Source organism: Streptomyces sp. NPDC051578, assembly GCF_044454045.1.
In the GTDB taxonomy this organism is placed as follows: domain Bacteria; phylum Actinomycetota; class Actinomycetes; order Streptomycetales; family Streptomycetaceae; genus Streptomyces.
On sequence record NZ_JBITDH010000002.1, the window covers coordinates 238693 to 259625 of the forward strand.

The following is a 20933-nucleotide window of genomic DNA, read 5'->3' on the forward strand; positions in this document are numbered from 1 at the left end:
ACAGGGCAGGGGCGCGAAAGGCTGGTGGCTGTGCGTGGCGGCGACGGGGAACGCTGACACAAGCGTCGGACACGGTGAACTCATCGCGGCGGTCGACCGCGCGCTGACCACCCACGGCCGGGCGATCCTCACCGGACCCGCCGGCGCCGGCAAGACCGAGGTGGTGCGCGCCGTCGCGGCCGCCGCCGAAGCGCGACGCGAAACCGTGCTCCACCTCGCCCCCGAAGCCGCCGACCAGTCCATACCCGAGGCCTCGGCCGCCGCCCTGCTCGCCTCCGTCCCCGCCGCCGCCCTCGAACGGCTCGCCGGACCCCAGCGCACCGCGATCGCCCTCCTGCGCCGGGAGACCGACACGCCCGGCGCCGGCCGCGACCACGTGGCGCTGCGCCTCGCCGTCGTCGAGGTCCTGCGCACCCTCGCCGCGCGCAACCCCGTGCTGCTCGTCATCGACAACGCCCAGTGGCTCGACGCCGAAAGCACCGGCCTGCTCCGCTTCGCCCTGCGCCTGACGCCGCCCCGGGTCCGCGTCCTGGTCGCCGAGTGCGTGCAGGGCGGCGCCCCCGTCGCCGGACCGCTCTGCGGGCCCGCCACCCCCGCCGTCCGGGTGCCCCCGCTCGGCGCGGACGAAGTCGCCGAACTGCTCGTGCGCCATGGGCTGCCCGCCCGCCTCGCCGGCCGCATCCACCAGGCCAGCGGCGGCAACCCGCGCCTCGCCCTCGCCCTCGGCCACTCCCTCACCGAAGCCGCCGGCGCCCGCGACGGCGCATCCGGCGCCCACCACGCCGACACCCTGCCCGTATCGGGGCAGGCCCGCGAAGTCGCGCGCAGGCTCCTCGCCGAAGCCCCGGCCCGGGCCCGCCGCACCCTGCTCCTCGCCGCCCTCGCCTCCCGTCCCACGACCGCCCTGCTGCGCCGGGCCGGCAGCCCCGACGCCGAAGCGGAGCTGGCCGAGGCGGAACGGGCCGCGCTGGTCACCGTCGGGGAGGACGGCGCCGTCCGCTTCACCGCCGGCGCGCTGCCCACGGCACTGGCCGCCGACGCGGGCTGGCCCGAGCGGGCCGCCGGGCACGCCGCGCTCGCCGCCGCCGTGGACGACCCCGTCCAGGCCGTACGGCACCGGGCGCTGGCCGTGGACACCCCCGACGCCCGCCTCGCCGCCGAGATCACCGAGGCCGCCGCTGCCTGCCGCCGCCGCGGCCAGCGGGCACTGGCCGCCGAACTCGGGCTGCTCGCCGCCGAACGCACCCCCGGCGACCGGCCCGAGGAGGAACTGGCCCGGCTGGTCACGGCCGCCGAGGACGCGGGCTGGGCGGGCCGCGCCGACCTCGCCCGCCGCGCCACCCGCGCCGTCCTCGCCCGCGACGCCTCGCCCGCCGACCGGGTCCGCGCCCGCCTCGCCGTGATCGACGCCGCCGGCCAGGCGCTGGCCGACCTCGACGAGACCTTCGCCTACGCCATCGACGACGCCGCGGGGGACCCGGCGCTGCTGGCCGCCGTCCGGCTGCGGGTCGCCTGGAAGCACAACCTCAGCGACGGAGACCCCGTACGCTCCCGCGACGCGGCGGCCGAAGCCGGAGCGCTGGCCGCGCTCGGCGGGGACCAGGTGGCCGAGGCCATGGCACTGACCGTGCGGGCCCGCATGGGCCGCATCCTCGGTGACCCCGGAGCCGAGGACATCCTCGCCGAGGCGCTCGCCCTGCCCGCTCCCGAGGTGCCGCTCGGCATGCGCAACGCGCCCCAGTACCTCGCCGTGCGGCACGCCCTCTTCGACGACCGCCTGGAGGACGCCCACCGTCAGCTCCTCGCCCTGCTCCCCGCCGTACAGCGCACCGGCTCCTCGGAGGACGTCTTCGAGGTGCTGCGCAGCCTCACCGAGGTCGAACTGCGGCGCGGCAGGTGCGCGGCAGGTGCCGCACACGCCCGGCGCGCCCTGGAACTCACCATCGAGGCGGGCCTGTCGCCCGGTCCCGCCTGGTATGTCGCCGCGACGGCCGAAGCCACGAGCGGCAGCTTCGCCCGGGCCGCCGGCTACGCCCGCCGCGGCATCCAGGCCTCGGAGGAGGAACACGACCAGGTCTTCCTCTCCCGGAGCCTGTACGCCCTCGGCCTCGTCGAACTGGCCACGGGTGACGCCGCGAAGGCCGTGGCCACGCTGCGCCGGGTCGCCGGCCTGGAAGAGGCCCAGCAGGTGGTCGACCCCTCGATCCTGCGCTGGCACGGGGACCTCGCCGAGGCCCTGGTCGCGGCCGACGCCCCCGGCGAAGCCGCGGAACTGCTGGACTCCGTCCGTACGGTGGCCCGCGCGCTCGCGCGCACCGGAGTCCTGGCCGCCCTCGACCGGGCCCAGGGGCTGTGCCTTTCCGCGCAGGGCGACGCGGACGCGGCCGTGGCCCTGCTGGAGGCCACGGCCCGCCGGTTCGTGGAGCTCGGGCTGCCCCTCGAACGCGGCCGTACGCTCCTGGCCCTGGCCCGTGTCGAACGCCGCCGCCGGCGCCGCGCCCCGGCCCGTACCGCGCTGCGGGAGGCGGCCGAGGTGTTCGACCGGGCCGGGGCGAAGCCGTGGCTGGACCTGGCCCGGGAGAGCGCTCCCGAAGCCGGCGCCCTGCACCCCGGGGTGACGGCCCTGACCGAGGCCGAGACCCGCCTCGCGCTGCTCGTCAGCCAGGGAGCGAGCAACCAGGAAGCCGCCGCGAAGCTCTTCCTCAGCGTGAAGACGGTGGAGTCCCGGCTCACCCGCATCTACCAGAAACTCGACGTCCGTTCGCGGGCCCAGCTGGCGACGGCCCTGCGCGCGCGCTGAGCAGGGGCGGCCCGGGTCAGCAGGTGAGGTGGTCGCCCGGGGTGACGCCCAGCAGCCGGGTGAAGCTCTCGTAGGCGTTCACCCGGCTCTGGACCTGTGCCGGGTTGCCGCCGTTGCACTCCAGGGAGCCGTTGATGGAGCGGATCGTCTCGCCGAAGCCGGCGCCGTTCACCATCGCGGCGTGGGCGGTCATGGTGCCCGGGCCGTTCTGCGTGTTCCAGTACCAGAGGGCGGTCTTCATCGCGACGGCCGGGTCCTGCTCCACGAGGTAGGGGTTGGCGAGGAGGTCGATGCCGAGTGCGTCGCCCGCGGCCTTGTAGTTGAAGTTCCAGCTCAGCTGGATGGGGCCGCGTCCGTAGTAGGCGGCCTGGCCGGCGGGGCAGCCGTAGGGCTGGGACGCGTCGCAGTAGTGCGGGTAGTTGGCGGTGTTCTGCTCGACGATGTAGACCAGTCCGCCGGTCTCGTGGGAGACGTTGGCGAGGAAGGCGGCGGCCTCGCGCCGCTTGACGGTGTCGTCTCCGGTGTGCGCGAAGGCCGGGTACGCCGAGAGGGCCGCGACCAGCCCGTTGTAGGTGTAGAAGGGGTTCCGGTTCGGGAACATCTGGTTGAACTGGGCCTCGCTGACGACGAATCCCGAGGGGTTCCCGGTGCCGGGGTCGGGGTCCTGGCCACCGCTGCCGCAGGCGCCCTGGTCCGACCAGACCCCCCACTGCCCGGTGGTGCCGGGGGTCTCGCCCTGGGTCCACCACTTGGCCTGCCAGTTGTGTCCGCCGTACGAGGCGCTCATGCCGTTCGTGTAGACGGCGGCCGCGGTCCAGGAACCGGCGCAGGCGGGGGCCGCGGCGGCGGGGGAGGCGGGCAGGGCGATGGCGACGCCGAGGGTCACGGCGGCGGCCGCGGCCAGGGAGAGGGCGCGGCGACGTAGCGCACGGATCACGGAACTGCTCCTTCAGTGGGGGGAGTTGCCTGAGGTGTCGAGTGGGGGGCAACTACGGCCACTGAAGCGAAAGTGGTCTGAACCTGTCAAGGTCTAGACCAAAGCTGTTGCATTTGGCGAAAGAGCCGCTCGCCTCTTGCGGCTCGCCGCGAACGCCGGACCGGCGTGACGGCCGATGCCGTCACGCCGGTCCGGGGATGAAGAGCGGTCAGCTGTTGGCGGACAGGTTCCCGGAGAGGACCGGGATGTTGTCCAGGATGTGCGACAGCGACTCGTCGCCCTTGGCCTGGGTGGAGTTCTCCGCGCACTGCTGGTTCTGCGGGTTGGACAGGACGTTGATGTCCTGGACACCGACGTTGACCAGGGCCACGAGCGACTGCACGTTCGCCTTGGCCGGCAGGCCGATGCACAGCTTGTTCAGCGAACCCTGGACCAGGCTCAGCTGCGGGCTCATGGCGCCCTCGGTCTTCTGGTTGCCGTAGATCTGCGCGGCACCGTTGCCGTTGACGGTGTTCACGCCGTTGTCGTTGCCGATCGCCATCGCCGGGGTGGCTGCGAGGGCGCCGGCGCCGACTACGGAAGCGGCGACCGCGGCGGTGGCCATGAACTTCTTGAGCATGGTGAGGAATCCTTCTGTCGCATGAGCTGTCCCCGGCGGGTACGACCGGATCAACTAGCGACTTGCCCGGGGGTTATCACCACTCACCCATGCGGCCCAACGATCCGGAGACCGTCAGGGCGAGGCGCCCGCTGGGCGGCGCACCCCGCACGGGGTCCCGGCCGCCCGGCGGAACGCGTCAGCCGGTCTTGCGGCGCACCTTCTTGTTCTTGCCGCCTGGGCCGCTGCTGGCGCCCTGCACCTTCGCCCGGCTCTGGTGGGCCTGCTGCGAATGGGCGTTCGCCGCGTTGCGCTCCAGGGCCTCGCGGAACTTGCGCTTGGCCTCCTCGGCGGGGGATTCGTCCTGCGGGGTGTCGGTCTCGTCGGCCATGGGTCCTCCTGGGAGTGATGGAGCCACCTCAGTCTGTCAGCCCGCAGCCACGCTGACCAGCGCGTTCCCCGCGGCGGGCGGCTGACCGGTCAGGCGCTGGGGTGCGGAGCCCCGGCGCCGCCGCCCGCGCGGACGGCGCGCAGGGCCGCCAGGTGGAGGGCGTACGGGTCACCGTGGGCGACGGGACTGCCGGTCAGGGTGTACCACTCGTCGGCGTCGCGGTACTGGATCTCGAAGCGGACCTTGCCGTCCGGATCCGCGAGGGTGCGCAGGGTGAGCTCCCCGGTGATCACCCCGACCTCGTCGGTCATGGCGCCGCCGCGGCCGGCGAGGACGTCGTCCTGCCACTGCCCGGGCGCGGTCATGAGGCGCAGGTGTCGATCATCGTGGTGAGCATGGCCTTCTCCGGTTGGGTGACGGTCAGCCCGTAGTAGGACTTGACGGTGGTCCAGGCGCGTCCGTACAGGCACCAGCTCGTCTTGTCCGGCGGCTGCCACAGGTCCGGACTCTGGTCGCCCTTCGAGCGGTTGGAGGCCGCCGAGACGGCCAGCAACTGGGGGCGCGTCAGGTCGTTGGCGAAGGCCTTGCGTTTGGCGGCGTCCCAGCCGGCGGCGCCGGAGCGCCAGCCTTCGGCGAGCGGGACCATGTGGTCGATGTCCAGCTTCGCCGCGTCGGTGATCTCCGCGCCGTCGTACAGGCTCTTCCACGTGCCGGACACCGCCCGGCACTGCGCGTCCTGGGTGACGTTCTTGCCGTCGCGCCTCAGGACGACCTCGCGGGTGTCGCACTTGTCGCCCTGCTCGGCCCAGTGCGTGAACTTGTCGCGGCTGTACCCGGCCATCGTCCCCGGCTTGCCGACCGCCAGCGCGGCCAGCTGCGTCCGGGCCACGGCCGCGCTGACCATGCCGGGCAGTACGTCGGCGGCGCCGGGTTTCGGGTCCCCGCCGGCCGGGGGTCCGCCCGTGGCCCCGCCCCGCCCGCCGTCCGGCGCACCGCCGTACTGACCGCACCCGGCAAGCCCCAGCAGCAGCGCCGCGGCCACCGCCGCGCCCCGCAGCCCCGCCTGACGACCCATGAACCCCACCCCGCCCCGAACTGCCCGCGCTGTCCCGGGAAGCGTACCCAGCGGGGGCCGTCCCACCGCGCGGGACCCGCGCGGGCCGCTTCACCGGCGACGCGAACCGCCCCCGGTCGTCCAGGAGGACCGGGGGCGGTACGGGTGCGGGCGGCGGGGGATCAGACGGCGTCGGCCGTCTCCACCACCTTCGGGGCCGGGACCTCGCCGGACGCGACGGGCCCGGCCACACGGGGGCCGTGGCCCTTGCGCAGTCCGACCCAGCTGATCAGGGCGACCAGGGCGAAGGCCGCCGCCCCGATCCCGAACGTCAGGGTGAAACCGGACTCGGCGGGCAGGGCGGGAACGCCCGGCGGGAGGTGCTCGATCGTCTTGGACGCCAGGATCGTGGTGACGATGGCGCTGCCGATCGCGCTGCCGGTGGAACGGGAGATCGAGTTGATGCCGTTGGCGATGCCGCTCTGGTGGTGCGGCACGCTCGCCATGATCACGGCGGGCATGGCCGCGTAACCGAAGCTGACGGCCGCGCCGACGACGACACCGGCGCCGATCACCGAGAAGGTGTGGCCGTGGTCGAAGGCCAGCCAGCCGAAGCCGACGGCGCCGAGCCCGGCGGCCAGGGCGAGCGCGATGCGCGGGCCGCGGTGGCGGACCAGCTGACCGCCGATGGGCGAGGCGAGCAGCGAGACGATGGCACCCGGCAGCAGGAACTGGACGGAGGCGCGCAGGATGGACGCGTCGAACCCGTACCCGGTGAGCGCCTTCGGCATCTGGACGAGGTAGGACACGCCGAGGAAGTTCGCGAACATGCCGAAGCCGACGAGGATGCCGGCCAGGTTGGCCATCAGCACCGGGCGGTGGACGAACATCCTCATGTCGACCAGCGGCTCGCGCACCTTGCGCTCGACCAGGACCCACACGGCGGTCATGACGGCGGCGCCTGCGAAGCCGGCGAGCGTACGGCCGGAGGACCAGCCCCACTCGTGGCCCTGCGAGATGGGCAGCAGGAGCAGCAGCAGGGCGATGCCGAGGGTCAGCGCGCCCAGGAAGTCGGTGCGGCCGCCGGTCTTGTGGCGGGTGGCCGGGACCAGGAACACGACCGCCAGCAGGGCGAGGGTCGCGAAGCCGGTCGCCATCCAGAAGGCGTTGCGGTAGTCGGCGCCGTCACCGGAGGTCAGCAGGCCGGTGGCGACCAGCGCCAGACCGCTGCCGAACGCGAGCGTTCCGCTGACCAGTGCCATGGCACCCGGCAGCTTCTGCGGCCGGACCTCTTCGCGCAGGACGGAGAGGGCCAGGGGGAAGATCGCGGTGGCCGCGCCCTGGAGCACCCGGCCCAGGATGAGCAGGGGCAGCGAGGTCGCCAGGGCGGCGACGACGGAACCCGCGACCATGACGGCGAGTACGGCCACCAGGGTCGGCTTCTTGCCGTGCTGGTCGCCGAAGCGGCCCAGGAGCGGGGTGAAGACGGCTGCGGACAGCAGGGTGGCGGTGGTCACCCAGCTGACGTTGGCGGTCGAGGTGCCGAGGTCGTTGCGGATCAGGCCCAGGATCGGGACGGGCAGGGTCTGCATCATCGACACGACCATGGCGGCGAGGCTCAGGGCGAAGACGATGACCGTCTCGTTCCCGGGTCTGGCGGCGGAGGGGGCGGGTGCGGCGGAGCTCATGGCTGGCAGGACCTTCTTAACGCTTCAGATCGCAGATGTTTTATCTCATCAAGTACTTGGATGAAGGTAGACCGCAATAGTTAAGGAGGTCAAGTAAACAATTGATAATGGCAACCTTCTTGCGTACGCTCGACCGCATGAGTGCCACCGCCGGCCCGGCCGCCCCCCCACGCCCCGCCAAGCTCCAGCTCCTGGAGCTGCTCGCTGCCATCGGCACCGCCCAGTGGCGGGATTTCGCGGCCGCCGCCGCCCGCTACGGCCTCACCTCCACGCAGGCCAGGGTGCTCGCCCAGCTGGAGGGGCCGGTGCCGATGCGGGGCCTGGCCACCCTGCTGGTGTGTGACGCGTCCAACGTCACCGGCATCGTCGACAGACTGGAGGCGCGCGAGCTGGTGCGGCGGGAGCCGTCCCCCATCGACCGGCGCGTGAAGAACGTCGTCGCCACGGACGAGGGCCGGGACGTCATCCGGCGGGTGCGCGAGGAGATGCAGGCGACGCACGGCGCGCTCGACACCCTCGACGAGGACGAGAGCGCGACGCTCTACGCCCTGCTGGAGCGGCTCCGTCCCACCATGGAGAAGGACGCCTGAACCTGGGAGGGCCGGAGCGGGCGGATCAGAGGTCCTCGCCGGTCGTCGCGGAGTCGAGGGCCGCCGTGAGGCGGCTCAGGCGCGTCTGGAGGTCGCGGATCTCCTCCAGTTCGAACCCCGTCGCCCGCGCGATGCGGCGGGGAACCTCCACCGCGCGCCCGCGCAGGGCCGCGCCCTCGTCGGTCAGCACGGCGTGGACCGAGCGCTCGTCCTGCGAGCTGCGCTCGCGCCGGATCAGGCCGGCTCCCTCCAACCGCTTGAGCAGGGGCGAGAGCGTGCCCGAGTCGAGCCGCAGGTGCGCCCCGAGCTGCTTGACGGGCATCGTGCCGTGCTCCCACAGGACCAGCATCACCAGGTACTGCGGGTAGGTCAGGCCCAGATCCTTGAGGACGACCCGGTAGAGGCCGTTGAAGGCGCGGCTCGCGGCGTTGAGCGCGAAGCAGATCTGCCCGTCCAGGCGCAGGAAGTCCTGGTCGTCGAGCGGGGTGGCGGGCTGCTGCGTCATGGGGGCCAGTGTACCGCGAGGTGGCTTGCAAGCCATTGAGTTGTGCACAATTCAATTGTGTGCTCTATTAGTGGAGGCGGCCGGTTCACCGGCACCGCCGAGGTTCGCCCCGGACCGCCTTCCCCACCTCCCGAGAGGAACTCCGATGGACGCGCTGTACACCGCTGTCGCCACCGCCAACGGCCGTGAGGGCCGCGCAGTCAGCTCCGACGGCCAGATCGACCTCGCGCTGGCCATGCCTCCGGCGCTCGGCGGCAACGGGCAGGGCACCAACCCCGAGCAGCTCTTCGCGGCCGGCTACGCCGCCTGCTTCGCCAGCGCCCTCGGGCTGGTCGGCCGGCAGGCCAAGGTCGACACCGGCGACATCTCCGTCACCGCGGAGACCTCCATCGGCCAGGACGGCTCGGGCTTCGGTCTGGCCGTCACCCTGCGCATCGAGCTGCCCGAGTCCCTCGAGGGCGAGACCGGCGCCCTTCTGGTCAAGCAGGCGCACGAGGTCTGCCCGTACTCCAAGGCGACGCGCGGCAACATCCCCGTCGAGCTGGTCATCGAGTAGAAGTCGGGCCCATCGGGCCGTAGGGCCCCGCGCACACGGCGCGCCGGCCGCCCCGCGGCGCCGCACACGCCGCGACGACCGCCTCCGGCGCCCCCGAAGAGGGGCGCCGGAGGCGTTTGCACCGCCGGGCAACTCCCGGATCCCGCAGCTGTTTTGGGGGAGGGGGAAGTACGCCGGATCGGCTGCACGCGCCGGTGCGCCGCCACTACCGTTGCCGCATGAGCGCCGATGAACTCGACCCCCGGGACGTGTGGCCGCTGCCGCCGGCCTGGATGTTCGACTGCACCGACTGTTTCCGGCTCTACCGTTCCATGAAGCGCATCGAGCGGGTCACGGAGGAGATGTGGCTCACGGGGCAGGGGAGCGACTGGGACCCCGTGGACAGCGGCCCCGGCTCGCGGATCCGGCTCGCCCGCCACCTGGCCACCAGCCACGAGAGCCTGCTGCCCGACTGGGTGCCGGAGTGCGAGCGCTGCGGCGACCACGAACGCAGACTCGCGCGGAGCGAGGACGCCGAATTCGGCCTCGCCGCGGCCCTGGTGGCCGCCGAACACCGGGCCGCGCACCTCTTCGTCCCGCCCCGCGGACTGGGCCTCGTCTGACCGCGGGCTCCGCGGGGACGGCCCTGCGGAAGGGCCTACCCAGGAGGCCGGCGGCCGCTCAGCCGCGCCGCCGGCCGGCCACCACCGCACAAGCCACCGCGAGCGGCACTTCCGCCCCCGCCGCCAGCAGCAGCGCCAGGCCCTGGCCGCCGGTCCCCAGCGAGGTGGTCACGTCGAACCAGGCGTCCACCGCCAGCAGCGCGGCCGTCGCCGCCGCCACCGGCGAAGCCCGGGGATCCTTCCGGCGCAACAGCAGCCCGGTCCCGGCCAGTGCGACCGCCAGCATCACGTCCAGGCCGATCCAGGCCGTGGCCCAGTGGGACACCCGGGCGCTCGCGGGCAGCGTCGTCGCCAGCACGAGCATCCACGGCAGCAGCGCCGCCCCGGCCCCGGTGAAGACCACGGCGATCCCCGGCGCGGCGCGGCGTGCGGCCGTCCGACGGCCCGTCGCCGGCGGACCGGGCATCCGGCGGGTGGTCGTGCGTGCGGTGACGGGGAGGCAGGGGGCGGTGAGGGCCATGGCCGCGGGTCTCCTTCCGGCCCGGCGGTCCTTCCGCGGGGCACGCCCCCACTCTTGTGTCCCGCAACGCGAAGATCAGTAGCCCCACGGTCCGAAGCCGGGGTGGTGCCTGTACCACCCCCGAGCGGGTACCAGGGTGGTCGCACACCCCGGACCGGTGCGATTACCGTATGGATCATGGCACTTCGCGGCGCGCTGAGGCGTACGTCCACCTGGTTGGCCGCGCACGCCCCCTGGTCGGCGTGGGCCCGGCGCAACACCGCCTTCGCGGCGGCTGCCATACCGCCCGCGCTGCCCGTCCTCGCGGGGGTCACCGTCCTGGCGGTGCTCCCCGGGCACGATCCCGTTCCGCTGGCCGCCGCGCTGGTCCTCTGCCCCCTGCTCACGCCGCTCCAGCGCAGCCGCTTCTGGTCGCTGCTCGGCCTCGACGTTCCGCCGGTCGTACACGAGCACCGGTGGTGGACACCGCGGGGGGTGGGTGAACGGCTGGGTTCCGAGGCGATGTGGCGGCAGTACGGGTACCACCTCGTCGTCAGCCCCCTCGCCGCGCTGGCGGGCGCCGCCGTCGTCCTCGGCTGGGCGGCGGGTGGCGTCGGCGCCACCGTCTACGGATGGGTCTGGCTGCTGCCCGGCCGCGGCGGAACGGGCACCCCCGGCTGGACCGGCCAGTACGACCTGATGACCGTCGCCGGGGGTCTGGCCCTGCTCACGGTTCCCTGGGCGGCCGCCCTCGTCGCCCGCCTCGACGCACTCGCCGCCGCGGCCCTCCTCGGCCCCAACCGCGCCGGGGAGTTGCTGCGCCGCGTCGAGGACCTCGCCCAGAGCCGGGCCGGCGTGCTGGACGCCGCCGACCTCGAACGCCGCCGCATCGAGAGGGACCTGCACGACGGCGCCCAACAGCGCCTGGTCTCCCTCGCCATGAACCTCGGGATCGCCCGCGCCACCCTCCCGGACCTGCCGCCCGAGGCCAAGGCCGTCATCGACGAGGCCCACCGCGAGGCGAAGGAGGCGATCGAGGAACTGAACAGCCTGGTACGGGGCCTGCACCCGGCGGTCCTGGAGGACCGCGGGCTCGACGCCGCGCTCTCCGGGATCGCCGCCCGCGCCCCCCTGCCCGTCGAACTCACCGTGGACCTCGCCGAACGCCCCGGCCCGACGGTCGAGGCCGTCGCGTACTTCGTGGTCTCCGAAGCCCTCGCCAACGTCGCCAAACACGCCCGTGCCGGCCGCTGCTCCGTCCGGGTGCGGCGGGTCATGGGGGACGCGGGCACCGACCTGCTGCGCGTCGTCGTCACCGACGACGGGGTGGGCGGCGCCGATCCGGCCTCCGGCACCGGCCTGACGGGTCTGCGCAAGCGGGTAGGGTCGGTCGACGGAACTCTCAAGATCAACAGCCCTCTCGGGGGCCCGACCGTCATCACCGTGGAGCTGCCGTGCGTGCCGTGATCGCCGAGGACTCCGTCCTGCTGCGCATAGGACTCGTGAAGGTCCTCGAAATGGCGGGGTTCGAGGTGACCGCCGAAGCCGGGGACGCCGAAGCGGTGCTCGCCGCCGTCGAGGAACACCGGCCCGACCTCGCGCTGCTCGACGTACGCATGCCACCCGGCTTCACCGACGAAGGGGTCCGCGCGGCGCTGATGATCCGCAGCCGCAGCCCGCGCACCGCGGTCCTGCTGCTCTCGCAGTACGTGGAGGAGCGCTACGCGGCCGACCTGCTGTCGGGCGAGAACAGCGCGGGCATCGGCTACCTCCTCAAGCAACGGGTCGCAGACGTGGAGGAGTTCATCGACGCGCTGCGCCGCGTCGCGGCGGGCGGCACCGCGCTCGACCCCCAGGTCGTCGCCCAGCTCCTGCTGCGCCGGGGCGGCGGACCGGACCCGTTGGAGCGGCTGACCCCGCGCGAACGCGAGGTGCTGGCCCTGATGGCGGAGGGCCGCTCCAACGCGGGCATCGCGGCCGGACTCGTGGTCAGCGAGAGCGCGGTGGCCAAGCACATCAACAACATCTTCACCAAGCTGGACCTGCCACCGGCCGAGGGCGCCCACCGCCGCGTCCTCGCGGTCCTGCGGTTCCTGGACGGCACACCGTGACCCGCGCCGACGCATCCGGTGCGCCGCCGGCCCCGGCCCGCCCGAAGCACCGCAGGGCGTGGCTCCTCGCGGCGCTGGCCGGTGCGCTGCTGGTCCTCGTGCCGGCGGGCCGTCAGGCATGGACGCAGCACTCCCCGCACAGCCGCGTCCTGGTCGGCGACAGCGGCGCTCTGCCCGTGCGGGCCCTGGAGATCACCGGTCGCAGCGCGGACATCGTCGTCACCCCGCGCGCGGACGCGGTGGTCGGCTACCGGGCGGAGCTCGGCTGGTCCGCCCGGCCGCCCGTCGTCGAGGAGAGCCGGCTCGGCGACACCCTGCGGGTGGCCGCGCGCTGCCCCGGCGAAAGCGCCGATGACGGCGCTGGCGCCGATGGCGGAGATCCGGACGCGCCGGGCCCCGGGCCCGGCTGTGACGTCCGCCTCGCGGTGACCGTGCCGGCAGACATTCCCGTACGGGTGTCCGCCGGCTCCGGCCGGGTCGACATCAGCGGTATGGCCGGCCCCGTCGACGCCGCCGTCGACTCCGGCACCCTGAACCTCGTCGGCCTGCGCGGCGTGCTGCGCGCCCGGGCCGGCTCCGGCGCCCTGAACGCCACCGGCCTGACCTCGGCGCAGGCCGACGTCGCGGCGGACTCCGGCCACGCGCTGGCCGCCTTCCTGGCCCCGCCCGACCGGGTCACCGCCCGTGTCGGCTCCGGCGGGCTCGACCTCGCCTTCCCCCCGGCCACCCGCTTCCGCGTCGACGCGCGCGCGGGCTCGGGCACCTGTGAGGTCGCCGGGACCCTGCGCGACCCCACCTCCCCCCACTCCCTGACCGTCTCGGCGGAGACGGGCCGGGCCGAGGCCCGTGCCACTGCGCCCCACTGACCGGCGGTGACGGCGGCGCCGGCGTCAGGCGGAGGCCCGGCGGACCAGTGCGGTCGGTGTGATCACCGCCCGGGGTGCGGGCGAGGTGCCCAGCGCGCCCAGCGTGCCGAGCAGCAGCCGGGCCATCAGGCGGCCCATCCCCTCCACGTCCTGGCGGACCGTCGTCAGCGGCGGCTCCGTCGCCTCGGCCACCCGCTCGGTGTCGTCGAAGCCGACCACCGCCACGTCCCCCGGCACGTCGAGGCCCTTCTCCCGGAGCACCGCGAGGGCCCCCGTCGCCATCAGGTCGTTCGCGGCGAACACCGCGTCCAGGTCCGGCCGGCGCTCCAGCAGCTCCCGCATCGCACGGGCCCCGCCGGCCGCCGTGAAATCACCCCCCGCCACCAACGCGGGGTCACCGCCGACCAGTACGTCCCGGTAGCCGTCGAGCCGGTCGACGGCCGACGTCTGGTCGAGCGGCCCCGCGACGTGCGCCACACGCCTACGGCCCAGGGCGAGCAGGTGGCGTACCGCCTCCCGGGCGCCGCCCCGGTTGTCGGCGTCGACATAGGCGGCGCACGGGTCGTCGGGGCCGGTCGTCCAGCCCGGCCGGCCGCCGTAGACCGTGGGCATCGCGACCCGGCGGGTGATTTCCGGCAGCGGGTCGTCGGTGTGCAGCGAGAAGGCGAGCGCCCCGTCGACGTGGCCGCCCGCCAGGTACCGCTCGATCCGGTCGTAGTCCCCCCGGTCCTCCACCAGCAACAGGACCAACTGGGTGTCCTGCGCCGTGAGTTCCCGGCTGATTCCGCGTATCTGGCGCGAGAAGAACGGGTCGGAGAAGATCCGCGCCTCCGGTTCGGGGATGATCACCGCCACCGCCCCGGTGCGCCGGGTGACCAGGGTGCGGGCCGCGTGGTTCGGCACGTAGCCGAGCTCGCGTACGGCCTCCCGCACTTTGTCCACCAGGTGCGCCCGGACCCCGTCACCGCCGTTGACGACGCGGGAGACGGTGGCCCGGGACACCCCGGCCAGTGCCGCCACGGCCTCCAGGGTGGGGCGGTTCCCTGGAACACGAAGCTGTTCGGGCACGGGCGCTCCTCATGCGTGGCCGTCGGAGGTTGACTTGCCGCGGAGCAGGTTAACCCGTACCGCCGGAGCACCCGGCGCCGCAGCCCGGTCAGTGGCCGAAGTCGAACCAGTTCACGTTCACGAAGTCGGCCGGCTGACCGCTGGTGAAGGTCAGGTAGACGTCGTGGGTGCCGGTGACGGCGCTGATGTTCGCGGGGACGGTCCGCCAGCTCTGCCAGCCTCCGGTGCCGGCGACGGAGAAACTGCCGACCGGAGTGCTCGTACGGCTGTCCAGGCGGACTTCCACGAGGCCGCTGACCCCGCCCGCGGCGCCGCTCGCGATCCGCCCGTAGAACTGCCGGGCAGCGCTCGTGCCGAAGTCGACGCCCCGGTACACGGCCCAGTCGCCGTTGGCGAGGGAGGCGAGGTCCTGGCCGCCGCCCGTGTCCGAAGAGGTCTCCTTGGCGGTGCCCGCCTGGTCGTCGTACGACTCCGCCTGGATGGCGGCGTAGGCGTCCCGCGCCCCGGAGGGCGGGGTGGTGGGGGGTGTCGTGGGCGGTGTGGTGGTGCCGCCCGTCTTCTGGAGCACGGAGACGTAGTCGACCACCATCGGGTGGCCGGGCTCGGTACCGGCGTCCGGTCCGCCGCCGAACGCGTCGGGGAAGCCGCCGCCCATGGCGACGTTCAGGATGATGAAGTAGCCGTGGTTCGTGGCATTGGCCCAGGTGGTCGCGTCGACCTGGTTCGCCTTCACCGTGTGGAAGGTGACGCCGTCCAGGTAGAAGCGCATCTCCTCCACGGCGGTGGACCGGTCCCATTCCACCGCGTAGGTGTGGAAGCCGCCCTGGCAGGTGGTACCGGTACAGGCGCGCTGGCCGCCGATGCCGGAGGTCTCGTTGCACGGACCGCCCGGGCTGGTGCCGCAGTGCATGGTGGCCCACTCGTTGTTGAGGCCCTGGACGTTCTCCATGATGTCCAGCTCACCGATACCCGGCCAGTTCCACCAGTTGCCCCGGTACGGGGCCCCGAGCATCCAGAAGGCCGGCCAGTACCCCTTCGCCGCGGCGCCCGTGACGTTCGGCATCTGTATCCGGGCCTCGGTGCGCAGGGTGCCGCCCGCCGGGGGCCGGAAATCGGACCGCCTGCTCTCCACGCGGGCCGAGGTCCAGTTGCCGGCCGCGTCCCGGCGGGGGGTGATCCGGAGGTTTCCGGCGCCGTCGAGCGAGACGTTGGCCGGGTCCGCGGTCATGGTCTCGATCTCGCCGGTCCCGAAGCCGGTGGGGCCGCCCGGGTAGCCGCGCCCGGTGGTGTACTGCCAGTCGGTGGTGTTCACGCCGGAGCCGGCGGCCCCGTTGAAGTCGTCCAGGAAGACCTGGGACCAGCCGGCCGGGGCCGGGGGAGCGGCGGCGCTGGCGGGCGGGGTGACGGCCACGGCAGCGGCGGTCGCCAACGCCGCCGCCATCGTGCCCAGGGCGGCGGCGACGGAACGCCGGGTCGCCGGGCGTCGCCTTCTGCGGGGTGTCTCACGCATGGGTGGGTGCCCTCTCTGCGTGCGCCCTCGGGGGCGCGGTGGGGGGAGGTCCGGGCTGCGACGCCGCTTCGAGAGCGCTCTCACAACGATGTCGCCCGCCACTGTGCTCCCCGCCACCAGGGCCGTCAAGAGATGGAACCGGCAAAGGCCTTCGTGGGGCGGGGAGTTCACAGGTTGAAGCGGGTGGCGTGGTCCCGCGCCGGGGTCAGCCGGCCGTCCGGCGCAGGACCAGGGAGACGAAGCCCCAGGTGTCCCGGTAGACGCGCAGCCACTCGGAGCGCCGGACGCCGGCCGTTTCGAGGGCCTGGGAGCCGTCGGGATCGGCGGGACGGTCCAGGCCCCATGACGCCAGGGAACCCCAGCAGGACCATTCGTAGGCGTCCAGTTCGCCGCGCGTGCTGACGTGCCCGTCGACGGGTGTCCACCCGTCGGCGACGACACGGTCCACGGTGGTCGCGAGGTCGGCGAAGTCCCCGAGCATCCCGACGGCCTCCGGGGAGGGTTCGCGGTCCCAGAACCCCTCGCCGATCAGGACCCGGCCGCCGGGGGCCAGGTGCTTGCGCGCCTCGGCGAGGGTGGGGAGCAGGCCGCCGAAGGCGTGCGTGGCCCCCACGCTGAGTACGAGGTCGAACGGCTCCACCGAGGTGAAGTCCGTCGCCGACCGGTGGTGGAGCACGAGGCGTTCGCGGACGCCGAGGCGGCTTGCGGCCCGGTCGGCGAGTGCCAGGGCCTCGCCGGAGATGTCGACGCCCTCGGCACGCAGGTGGGGGTGGGCGTCCAGGGCGCGCAGCAGCCACTCCGCGCTGCCGCAGCCAAGGTCGAGCACGCGGGCGTCGGCGCGTGGGACGCCGCGTTCCAGCAGCCGGCGTACGGACCCGTCGTCGAGCGGGGCCTTGATCGGGTGGTCGGCGTGGGCGATCTGGGAAATCTCTTCGCGGTTCACCGGCGCAGCCTGCCAGCGGCCGAAGACCGCGCGCACCCCCTTTTCGCGCACTTCTCGCCTCCGGTGCCGCAACCCCCGCGCCCTGCGCCGGCCGCCGGGCGTGCTGGGCCGTTCGGATGCGCGTCGGGCTCTGCGCAATCGTTTCTCCGGTGAACCGGGCCGTCCATCGGGGTGAGCCCCCGTATCCGCTGCCGGGCTCCGGCGTCCGCCGGACGTTTCCATGGCGGCGTGATCAAGTCTCTGCGCACCACACTGACCGCGGCCGTCGCGGCCGTCGCGACCGGCGCCCTCGTCACGCTCGCCCCGGGCGCCGGGGCCACCGTCCCCGCACCCCCGCAGAAGGTGACCGTGGACGTCGCCTCGGTCAACGGCTCGGGCTGCCGGCCGGCCTCCGCCTCCGTCGCCGTGGCCCCGGACAACTCGGCCTTCACCGTCACCTACAGCGAGTACCTGGCCCAGGCGGGCGGGGGAGTCCCCACGACCGAGGGCCGGAAGAACTGCCTCCTGTCCCTGCTCGTCCACGTGCCGCAGGGTTTCACCTACGCCGTGTCCAAGGTCGACTACCGCGGTTACGGAAACCTGCAGCCGGGCGCGGTCGGCACCCAGAAGGCCAGCTACTACTTCCAGGGCATGAGCCAGACCGCCTACCGCACGCACACCTTCCGCGGCGCGCTGGACGACAACTGGCAGACGACCGACACCACGGAGATCGAGGCCCTGGTCTTCGCCCCCTGCGGGGCCCAGCGCAACTTCAACATCAACACCGAGCTGCGGGCCGAGGTCGGGAGCTCGGACAGCACGAAGACCAGCTACATCACGGTCGACTCGACCGACGGCAGCATCAGCACGAAGTACCACTTCTCCTGGAAGCAGTGCCCGGCCCGCTAGGGCGCCCACCGGCGGCCGGGGAAAGCCGGTGCGCCCGTCAGCGCGCCTCGGCGGCCGTCTGCGCGTGGTCGCGGTAGCGGCCCGGAGGTGTGCCGAACTGCCGGTTGAAGGCGTGCGAGAAGGCGTACGGGGTCCCGTAACCGCAGCGGCGGGCGATCGCCGACAGCGGGTCGGTGGTGTCGCGGAGCAGCGTCGCGGCGAAGGTCAGCCGCCACCAGGTCAGGTACGCCATCGGCGGCCGTCCCACCAGCGCCGTGAACCGGCGGGCCAGTGTGGCCCGCGAGACGCCCGCTTCGGCGGCGAGGCGGTCGTTGGTCCACGGGGCGGCCGGCTCGGAGTGCAGCGCCCGCAGCGCGGCGGCCGTCACGGGGTCGCCCAGTACGGCGGGCCAGGCCCCGGTCGGGGCGTCCGCCATCCAGGACCGGATCATGTAGACGAGCAGGAGGTCGAGCAGCCCGGGGACGGCGATCCCCGCGCCCGGCCGCTGTCCGCCCAGCTCCCGCCCCAACAGGTCGATGGCGGAGCGTAGTTCCGGATGGGCGCCGACCCGGTTCGGGAGGTGGACGACGGTCGGCAGTTCGGCCATGAGCGGGTGCATCCGGCTGCGGTCCAGCCGGTACTTGCCGCACAGCAGCTCGACGGCGCTCCCCTCGCAGCCGACGGCGCCCCGGTGCGGGTACTGGCCGTCGGCCCACTCCTCGAACGCCACCGCGCGCCGCCGAGCCGACTCGTCGGCACGGGAGTCGGCGAGGACGTGCCCGGCCCCGTGCGGCAGCAGCACCGCGTCCCCCGCCGCGAGCGGCACCGGCGCGCCGTCATCGGGCAGCAGCACGCAGCTGCCCTCCATGACCACATGGAAGCCGGCGCCGTCGTACGGGGCGAGGCGGGTGCACCAACGGCCGCTCGTCCGGACGCGGTTGGAGGAGGGCCGTCCGATGCGGACGGTCGATATCGCATCGCTCACCACATCCATGCCGCAAGCGTAGCCGGGCATCAGCGGCGAGTGTTCCGCGCATCGGTATGAGCCGACGACGCATTGAGGGGCTCATCCGGTGCTCATACGGTCGGCACATGAGCAGCGAGACCACCATGAGCAGCGAGGACATCGTGAGCGACGAGAAGATCGTGAGCGACGAGAGCAAGCAGAGCATCATGCTGGGGGACGTCGAGGTCACCCGTGTCGTCGAATGGCAGGGGCCGGTCGCCCAGGCCTGTGACATCGTGCCCGGAGCCGGACCCGAAGTGTGGCGGGACAACGCGGGCTCGCTCGCCCCCGACCACTGGGACCCCCAGGACGGCCGCGTCGTGATGGCCGTGCAGACCTGGGTGCTGCGCAGCGCCGGACGGACCGTACTGGTGGACACCGGGGTCGGCGACATGCGCGAGCGCCCCGGTACGCCGATGTTCCACCACTGGCGGGGGGGACCTCCTCGGCCGGCTGGCACTGGCCGGCATCCGCCCCGAGGACGTGGACGTCGTCGTCAACACGCACGTGCACGGCGATCACGTCGGCGGCAACACCACGGGTGCACAGGGCGAGTGGGCCCCGGCCTTCCCGAACGCCCGGTACCTGATCCCGGCCGCCGACGACTTCCACTACGGGCCCCGCAACGCATACGCGCAGGGCGGGAGGGCCGACGACCGGCTCATGTACGAGGACAGCATCGAGCCCGTCCACCGTGCCGGTCAGGCCGTGCTCTGGGAGGGTGTCCACCGCATCGACGAGCACCTCGTCCTGGAGGCCGCGCCCGGTCACACGCCCGGGTCGAGTGTGCTGCGGCTCGACTCCGGCGGGGACCGGGCGGTGTTCGTCGGCGATCTGGTGCACAGCCCCGTTCAGATCCTGAGCCCCCGGCACAACAGCTGCTTCTGCCTGGACCCTTCCCTTGCCGCGGCTGCCCGCCGCCGGATCCTCGAAAGAGCCGCGGACCGGCGCGAGTTGGTGGTTCCGGCGCACTTCGGTGGACCGGGCGCCCTGGAAGTACGGCGGCAGGGTGGCGACTTCACGCTCGGTTCGTGGGCGGCCTTCGGGCAGGACGTGCCGACCGTGCGATGATTCCGGCCCGACGACTGGCCGGAAACAGCGCGTTCAGCAACGTGCGGCGGCCGTACTGTGGAGTGATGCCTGTAGTAGACATCAGTTCCGGTGCCGAGAACTTCAACGCCGACCCGTACGCCTTTTACGCGAAGCTGCGGGAGAACGGCCCGGTCCACCAAGTCGTGATGGACGGGGCATCGGGGCCGAGCTGGGTGATCGTGGGGTACGAGGAGGCCCGCCAGGCCCTCAACCACCCCGTTCTGCTCAAGGACTGGCGCGATACCGGCCTGTTCCCCGAGGTCGTGGCGACCGCCGCCAACGCGAACATGCTGGAATCGGACCCGCCGCACCACACCCGGTTGCGCCGCCTGGTCGCACGCGAGTTCACCGCGCGCCGGATGGAGTCCATGCGGGCCCGCATCCAGGAGATCACCGACGAACTGCTGGACGCGATGGCCGCGCGGCCGGAGCGCACCGCCGATCTGATCAAGGAGCTCGCGTTCCCGCTGCCCATGACCGTGATCTGCGAACTGCTCGGCGTGCCCGACCTGGACCGCGAGCGCTTCCGGTACTGGTCCAACGAGGTCGTGGCCCCCACCCAGGGCGCTCCGGCCGGCGCCGCCCACGAGCAGCTCAGCGCCTACCTCGCCGAGCTCGTCGCACTCAAGGCGAAGGCGCCGGGTGAGGACCTGCTCAGCGCGCTGATCCGCACCCGTGACGAGGACGGCGACTCCCTCTCCGCGGAGGAGCTGATCGGGATGGCCTTCCTGCTGCTCGTCGCCGGTCACGAGACCACGGTCAACCTCATCTCCAACGGCGTAAGGGCCCTGCTCGCCCACCCCGGCCAACTCGCCGAGCTGCGGGCCGATTTCGACGGACTCCTGCCCGGCGCCGTCGAGGAGATGCTCCGCTACGACGGCCCCGTGCAGAACGCCACCTTCCGCTACGCCGGCGCGGACGTGGAGATCGGCGGCGTCGTCATCCCGGCGGGCGACATCGTCCTCGTCTCGCTGGCCGGCGCCGACCGCGACCCGGGGCGGTTCGCGGAGCCCGACACCTTCGACATCCACCGCGCCCCCCAGGGCCACCTCGCCTTCGGCCACGGGCTGCACTTCTGCATCGGCGCCCCGCTGGCCCGGATGGAGGGCCGCATCGCGATCCGCAGCCTGCTGGAGCGCTTCCCGGACCTGGCCGAGGACCCGGCCGGCGGGCCCCCGGCCTGGCTGGCGGGCAGCCTGATGAGGGGCGTGAGCCGGCTGCCGGTCCGCTGGTAGCGACGCCGGGGGCCC

The 20933-nt window shown here is 73.5% G+C and carries 21 protein-coding genes and 1 pseudogene; 10 read left to right on the forward strand and 12 right to left on the reverse strand.

Annotated features, from left to right (window positions below; translation table 11 throughout):
• The first annotated feature begins 34 nt into the window (after positions 1 to 34).
• The gene (locus ACIA6C_RS12050; RefSeq protein ID WP_399274890.1) at positions 35 to 2800 is read left to right on the forward strand and encodes an AAA family ATPase; all 2766 of its coding nucleotides are present in this window, start codon (positions 35 to 37) and stop codon (positions 2798 to 2800) included.
• A gap of 16 nt (positions 2801 to 2816) precedes the next feature.
• Here the strand turns inward: ACIA6C_RS12050 and ACIA6C_RS12055 are convergent, their stop codons facing one another.
• The 6 genes from ACIA6C_RS12055 to ACIA6C_RS12080 all read right to left on the reverse strand — a co-directional run bounded on the left by ACIA6C_RS12055 (position 2817) and on the right by ACIA6C_RS12080 (position 7468).
• Positions 2817 to 3737 carry a glycoside hydrolase family 19 protein gene (locus ACIA6C_RS12055; protein ID WP_399274892.1) on the reverse strand — a complete coding sequence of 307 codons (921 nt, stop codon included), beginning with the start codon at positions 3735 to 3737 and terminating at the stop codon, positions 2817 to 2819.
• Positions 3738 to 3945: 208 nt separating this feature from the next.
• Positions 3946 to 4356, reverse strand: a complete 411-nt coding sequence (locus tag ACIA6C_RS12060; RefSeq protein WP_366080523.1) for a rodlin — start codon at positions 4354 to 4356, stop codon at positions 3946 to 3948.
• Positions 4357 to 4534: 178 nt separating this feature from the next.
• On the reverse strand, positions 4535 to 4726 hold the full coding sequence (locus ACIA6C_RS12065) for a DUF5302 domain-containing protein (RefSeq protein ID WP_329192845.1): 192 nt from the start codon (positions 4724 to 4726) through the stop codon (positions 4535 to 4537).
• An 89-nt stretch (positions 4727 to 4815) separates the two neighbouring features.
• Positions 4816 to 5091, reverse strand: a complete 276-nt coding sequence (locus ACIA6C_RS12070; RefSeq protein WP_399274894.1) for a hypothetical protein — start codon at positions 5089 to 5091, stop codon at positions 4816 to 4818.
• Positions 5088 to 5801, reverse strand: a complete 714-nt coding sequence (locus ACIA6C_RS12075; protein WP_399274895.1) for an HNH endonuclease family protein — start codon at positions 5799 to 5801, stop codon at positions 5088 to 5090. The genes ACIA6C_RS12070 and ACIA6C_RS12075 overlap by 4 nt, the downstream gene beginning before the upstream one ends.
• A 161-nt stretch (positions 5802 to 5962) precedes the next feature.
• A complete protein-coding gene (locus tag ACIA6C_RS12080) occupies positions 5963 to 7468 on the reverse strand; it encodes an MFS transporter (protein WP_399274896.1) in 1506 nt (501 codons plus the stop codon).
• Positions 7469 to 7605: 137 nt separating this feature from the next.
• Here ACIA6C_RS12080 and ACIA6C_RS12085 point away from each other — a divergent pair, with 137 nt between their 5' ends.
• Positions 7606 to 8058 (forward strand): MarR family winged helix-turn-helix transcriptional regulator, encoded by a 453-nt coding sequence (locus ACIA6C_RS12085; RefSeq protein ID WP_399274898.1) that lies wholly within the window; start codon positions 7606 to 7608, stop codon positions 8056 to 8058.
• A 25-nt stretch (positions 8059 to 8083) separates the two neighbouring features.
• On the opposite strand, the gene ACIA6C_RS12090 is transcribed toward ACIA6C_RS12085, so the two are convergent.
• Positions 8084 to 8563 carry a MarR family winged helix-turn-helix transcriptional regulator gene (locus ACIA6C_RS12090; RefSeq protein WP_399274900.1) on the reverse strand — a complete coding sequence of 160 codons (480 nt, stop codon included), beginning with the start codon at positions 8561 to 8563 and terminating at the stop codon, positions 8084 to 8086.
• Between the two features lie 145 nt (positions 8564 to 8708).
• Here ACIA6C_RS12090 and ACIA6C_RS12095 point away from each other — a divergent pair, with 145 nt between their 5' ends.
• Entirely contained in the window at positions 8709 to 9119 is a 411-nt protein-coding gene (locus ACIA6C_RS12095; protein WP_361134687.1) for an organic hydroperoxide resistance protein, read from the forward strand.
• Between the two features lie 218 nt (positions 9120 to 9337).
• On the forward strand, positions 9338 to 9721 hold the full coding sequence (locus ACIA6C_RS12100) for a hypothetical protein (RefSeq protein ID WP_399274902.1): 384 nt from the start codon (positions 9338 to 9340) through the stop codon (positions 9719 to 9721).
• A gap of 58 nt (positions 9722 to 9779) precedes the next feature.
• On the opposite strand, the gene ACIA6C_RS12105 is transcribed toward ACIA6C_RS12100, so the two are convergent.
• Entirely contained in the window at positions 9780 to 10241 is a 462-nt protein-coding gene (locus ACIA6C_RS12105) for a hypothetical protein (RefSeq protein ID WP_399274904.1), read from the reverse strand.
• Positions 10242 to 10418: 177 nt separating this feature from the next.
• On the opposite strand from ACIA6C_RS12105, the gene ACIA6C_RS12110 reads away from it, so the two are divergent.
• From ACIA6C_RS12110 to ACIA6C_RS12120, 3 genes are read left to right on the forward strand one after another with little or no spacing between them, the layout of a single operon-like run.
• Positions 10419 to 11687, forward strand: coding sequence for a sensor histidine kinase (locus ACIA6C_RS12110; RefSeq protein WP_399274906.1), 1269 nt, complete (start codon positions 10419 to 10421; stop codon positions 11685 to 11687).
• Entirely contained in the window at positions 11675 to 12331 is a 657-nt protein-coding gene (locus tag ACIA6C_RS12115) for a response regulator (RefSeq protein WP_399274908.1), read from the forward strand. Before ACIA6C_RS12110 ends, ACIA6C_RS12115 begins: the two co-directional genes overlap by 13 nt.
• Entirely contained in the window at positions 12328 to 13197 is an 870-nt protein-coding gene (locus tag ACIA6C_RS12120; protein WP_399274910.1) for a hypothetical protein, read from the forward strand. Before ACIA6C_RS12115 ends, ACIA6C_RS12120 begins: the two co-directional genes overlap by 4 nt.
• Before the next feature lie 24 nt (positions 13198 to 13221).
• Here the strand turns inward: ACIA6C_RS12120 and ACIA6C_RS12125 are convergent, their stop codons facing one another.
• The 3 genes from ACIA6C_RS12125 to ACIA6C_RS12135 all read right to left on the reverse strand — a co-directional run bounded on the left by ACIA6C_RS12125 (position 13222) and on the right by ACIA6C_RS12135 (position 16718).
• Positions 13222 to 14265 carry a LacI family DNA-binding transcriptional regulator gene (locus ACIA6C_RS12125; protein WP_399274912.1) on the reverse strand — a complete coding sequence of 348 codons (1044 nt, stop codon included), beginning with the start codon at positions 14263 to 14265 and terminating at the stop codon, positions 13222 to 13224.
• Positions 14266 to 14353: 88 nt separating this feature from the next.
• The gene (locus tag ACIA6C_RS12130; protein WP_399274914.1) at positions 14354 to 15775 is read right to left on the reverse strand and encodes a glycoside hydrolase family 16 protein; all 1422 of its coding nucleotides are present in this window, start codon (positions 15773 to 15775) and stop codon (positions 14354 to 14356) included.
• A gap of 205 nt (positions 15776 to 15980) precedes the next feature.
• Complete coding sequence (locus ACIA6C_RS12135; protein WP_399274916.1) at positions 15981 to 16718, reverse strand: SAM-dependent methyltransferase; 738 nt, start codon at positions 16716 to 16718, stop codon at positions 15981 to 15983.
• 228 nt (positions 16719 to 16946) lie between these two features.
• On the opposite strand from ACIA6C_RS12135, the gene ACIA6C_RS12140 reads away from it, so the two are divergent.
• Positions 16947 to 17606 (forward strand): DUF4360 domain-containing protein, encoded by a 660-nt coding sequence (locus ACIA6C_RS12140; RefSeq protein ID WP_399274918.1) that lies wholly within the window; start codon positions 16947 to 16949, stop codon positions 17604 to 17606.
• A gap of 37 nt (positions 17607 to 17643) precedes the next feature.
• Here ACIA6C_RS12140 and ACIA6C_RS12145 read toward each other — a convergent pair whose 3' ends face one another.
• On the reverse strand, positions 17644 to 18579 hold the full coding sequence (locus tag ACIA6C_RS12145) for an AraC family transcriptional regulator (RefSeq protein ID WP_399274920.1): 936 nt from the start codon (positions 18577 to 18579) through the stop codon (positions 17644 to 17646).
• Positions 18580 to 18695: 116 nt separating this feature from the next.
• On the opposite strand from ACIA6C_RS12145, the pseudogene ACIA6C_RS12150 reads away from it, so the two are divergent.
• Together ACIA6C_RS12150 and ACIA6C_RS12155 are read left to right on the forward strand one after the other, a co-directional pair.
• Positions 18696 to 19662 (forward strand): annotated as a pseudogene (locus tag ACIA6C_RS12150) (MBL fold metallo-hydrolase).
• A gap of 65 nt (positions 19663 to 19727) precedes the next feature.
• Positions 19728 to 20918, forward strand: a complete 1191-nt coding sequence (locus ACIA6C_RS12155; RefSeq protein WP_399274922.1) for a cytochrome P450 — start codon at positions 19728 to 19730, stop codon at positions 20916 to 20918.
• The last annotated feature ends 15 nt before the right edge of the window (positions 20919 to 20933 follow it).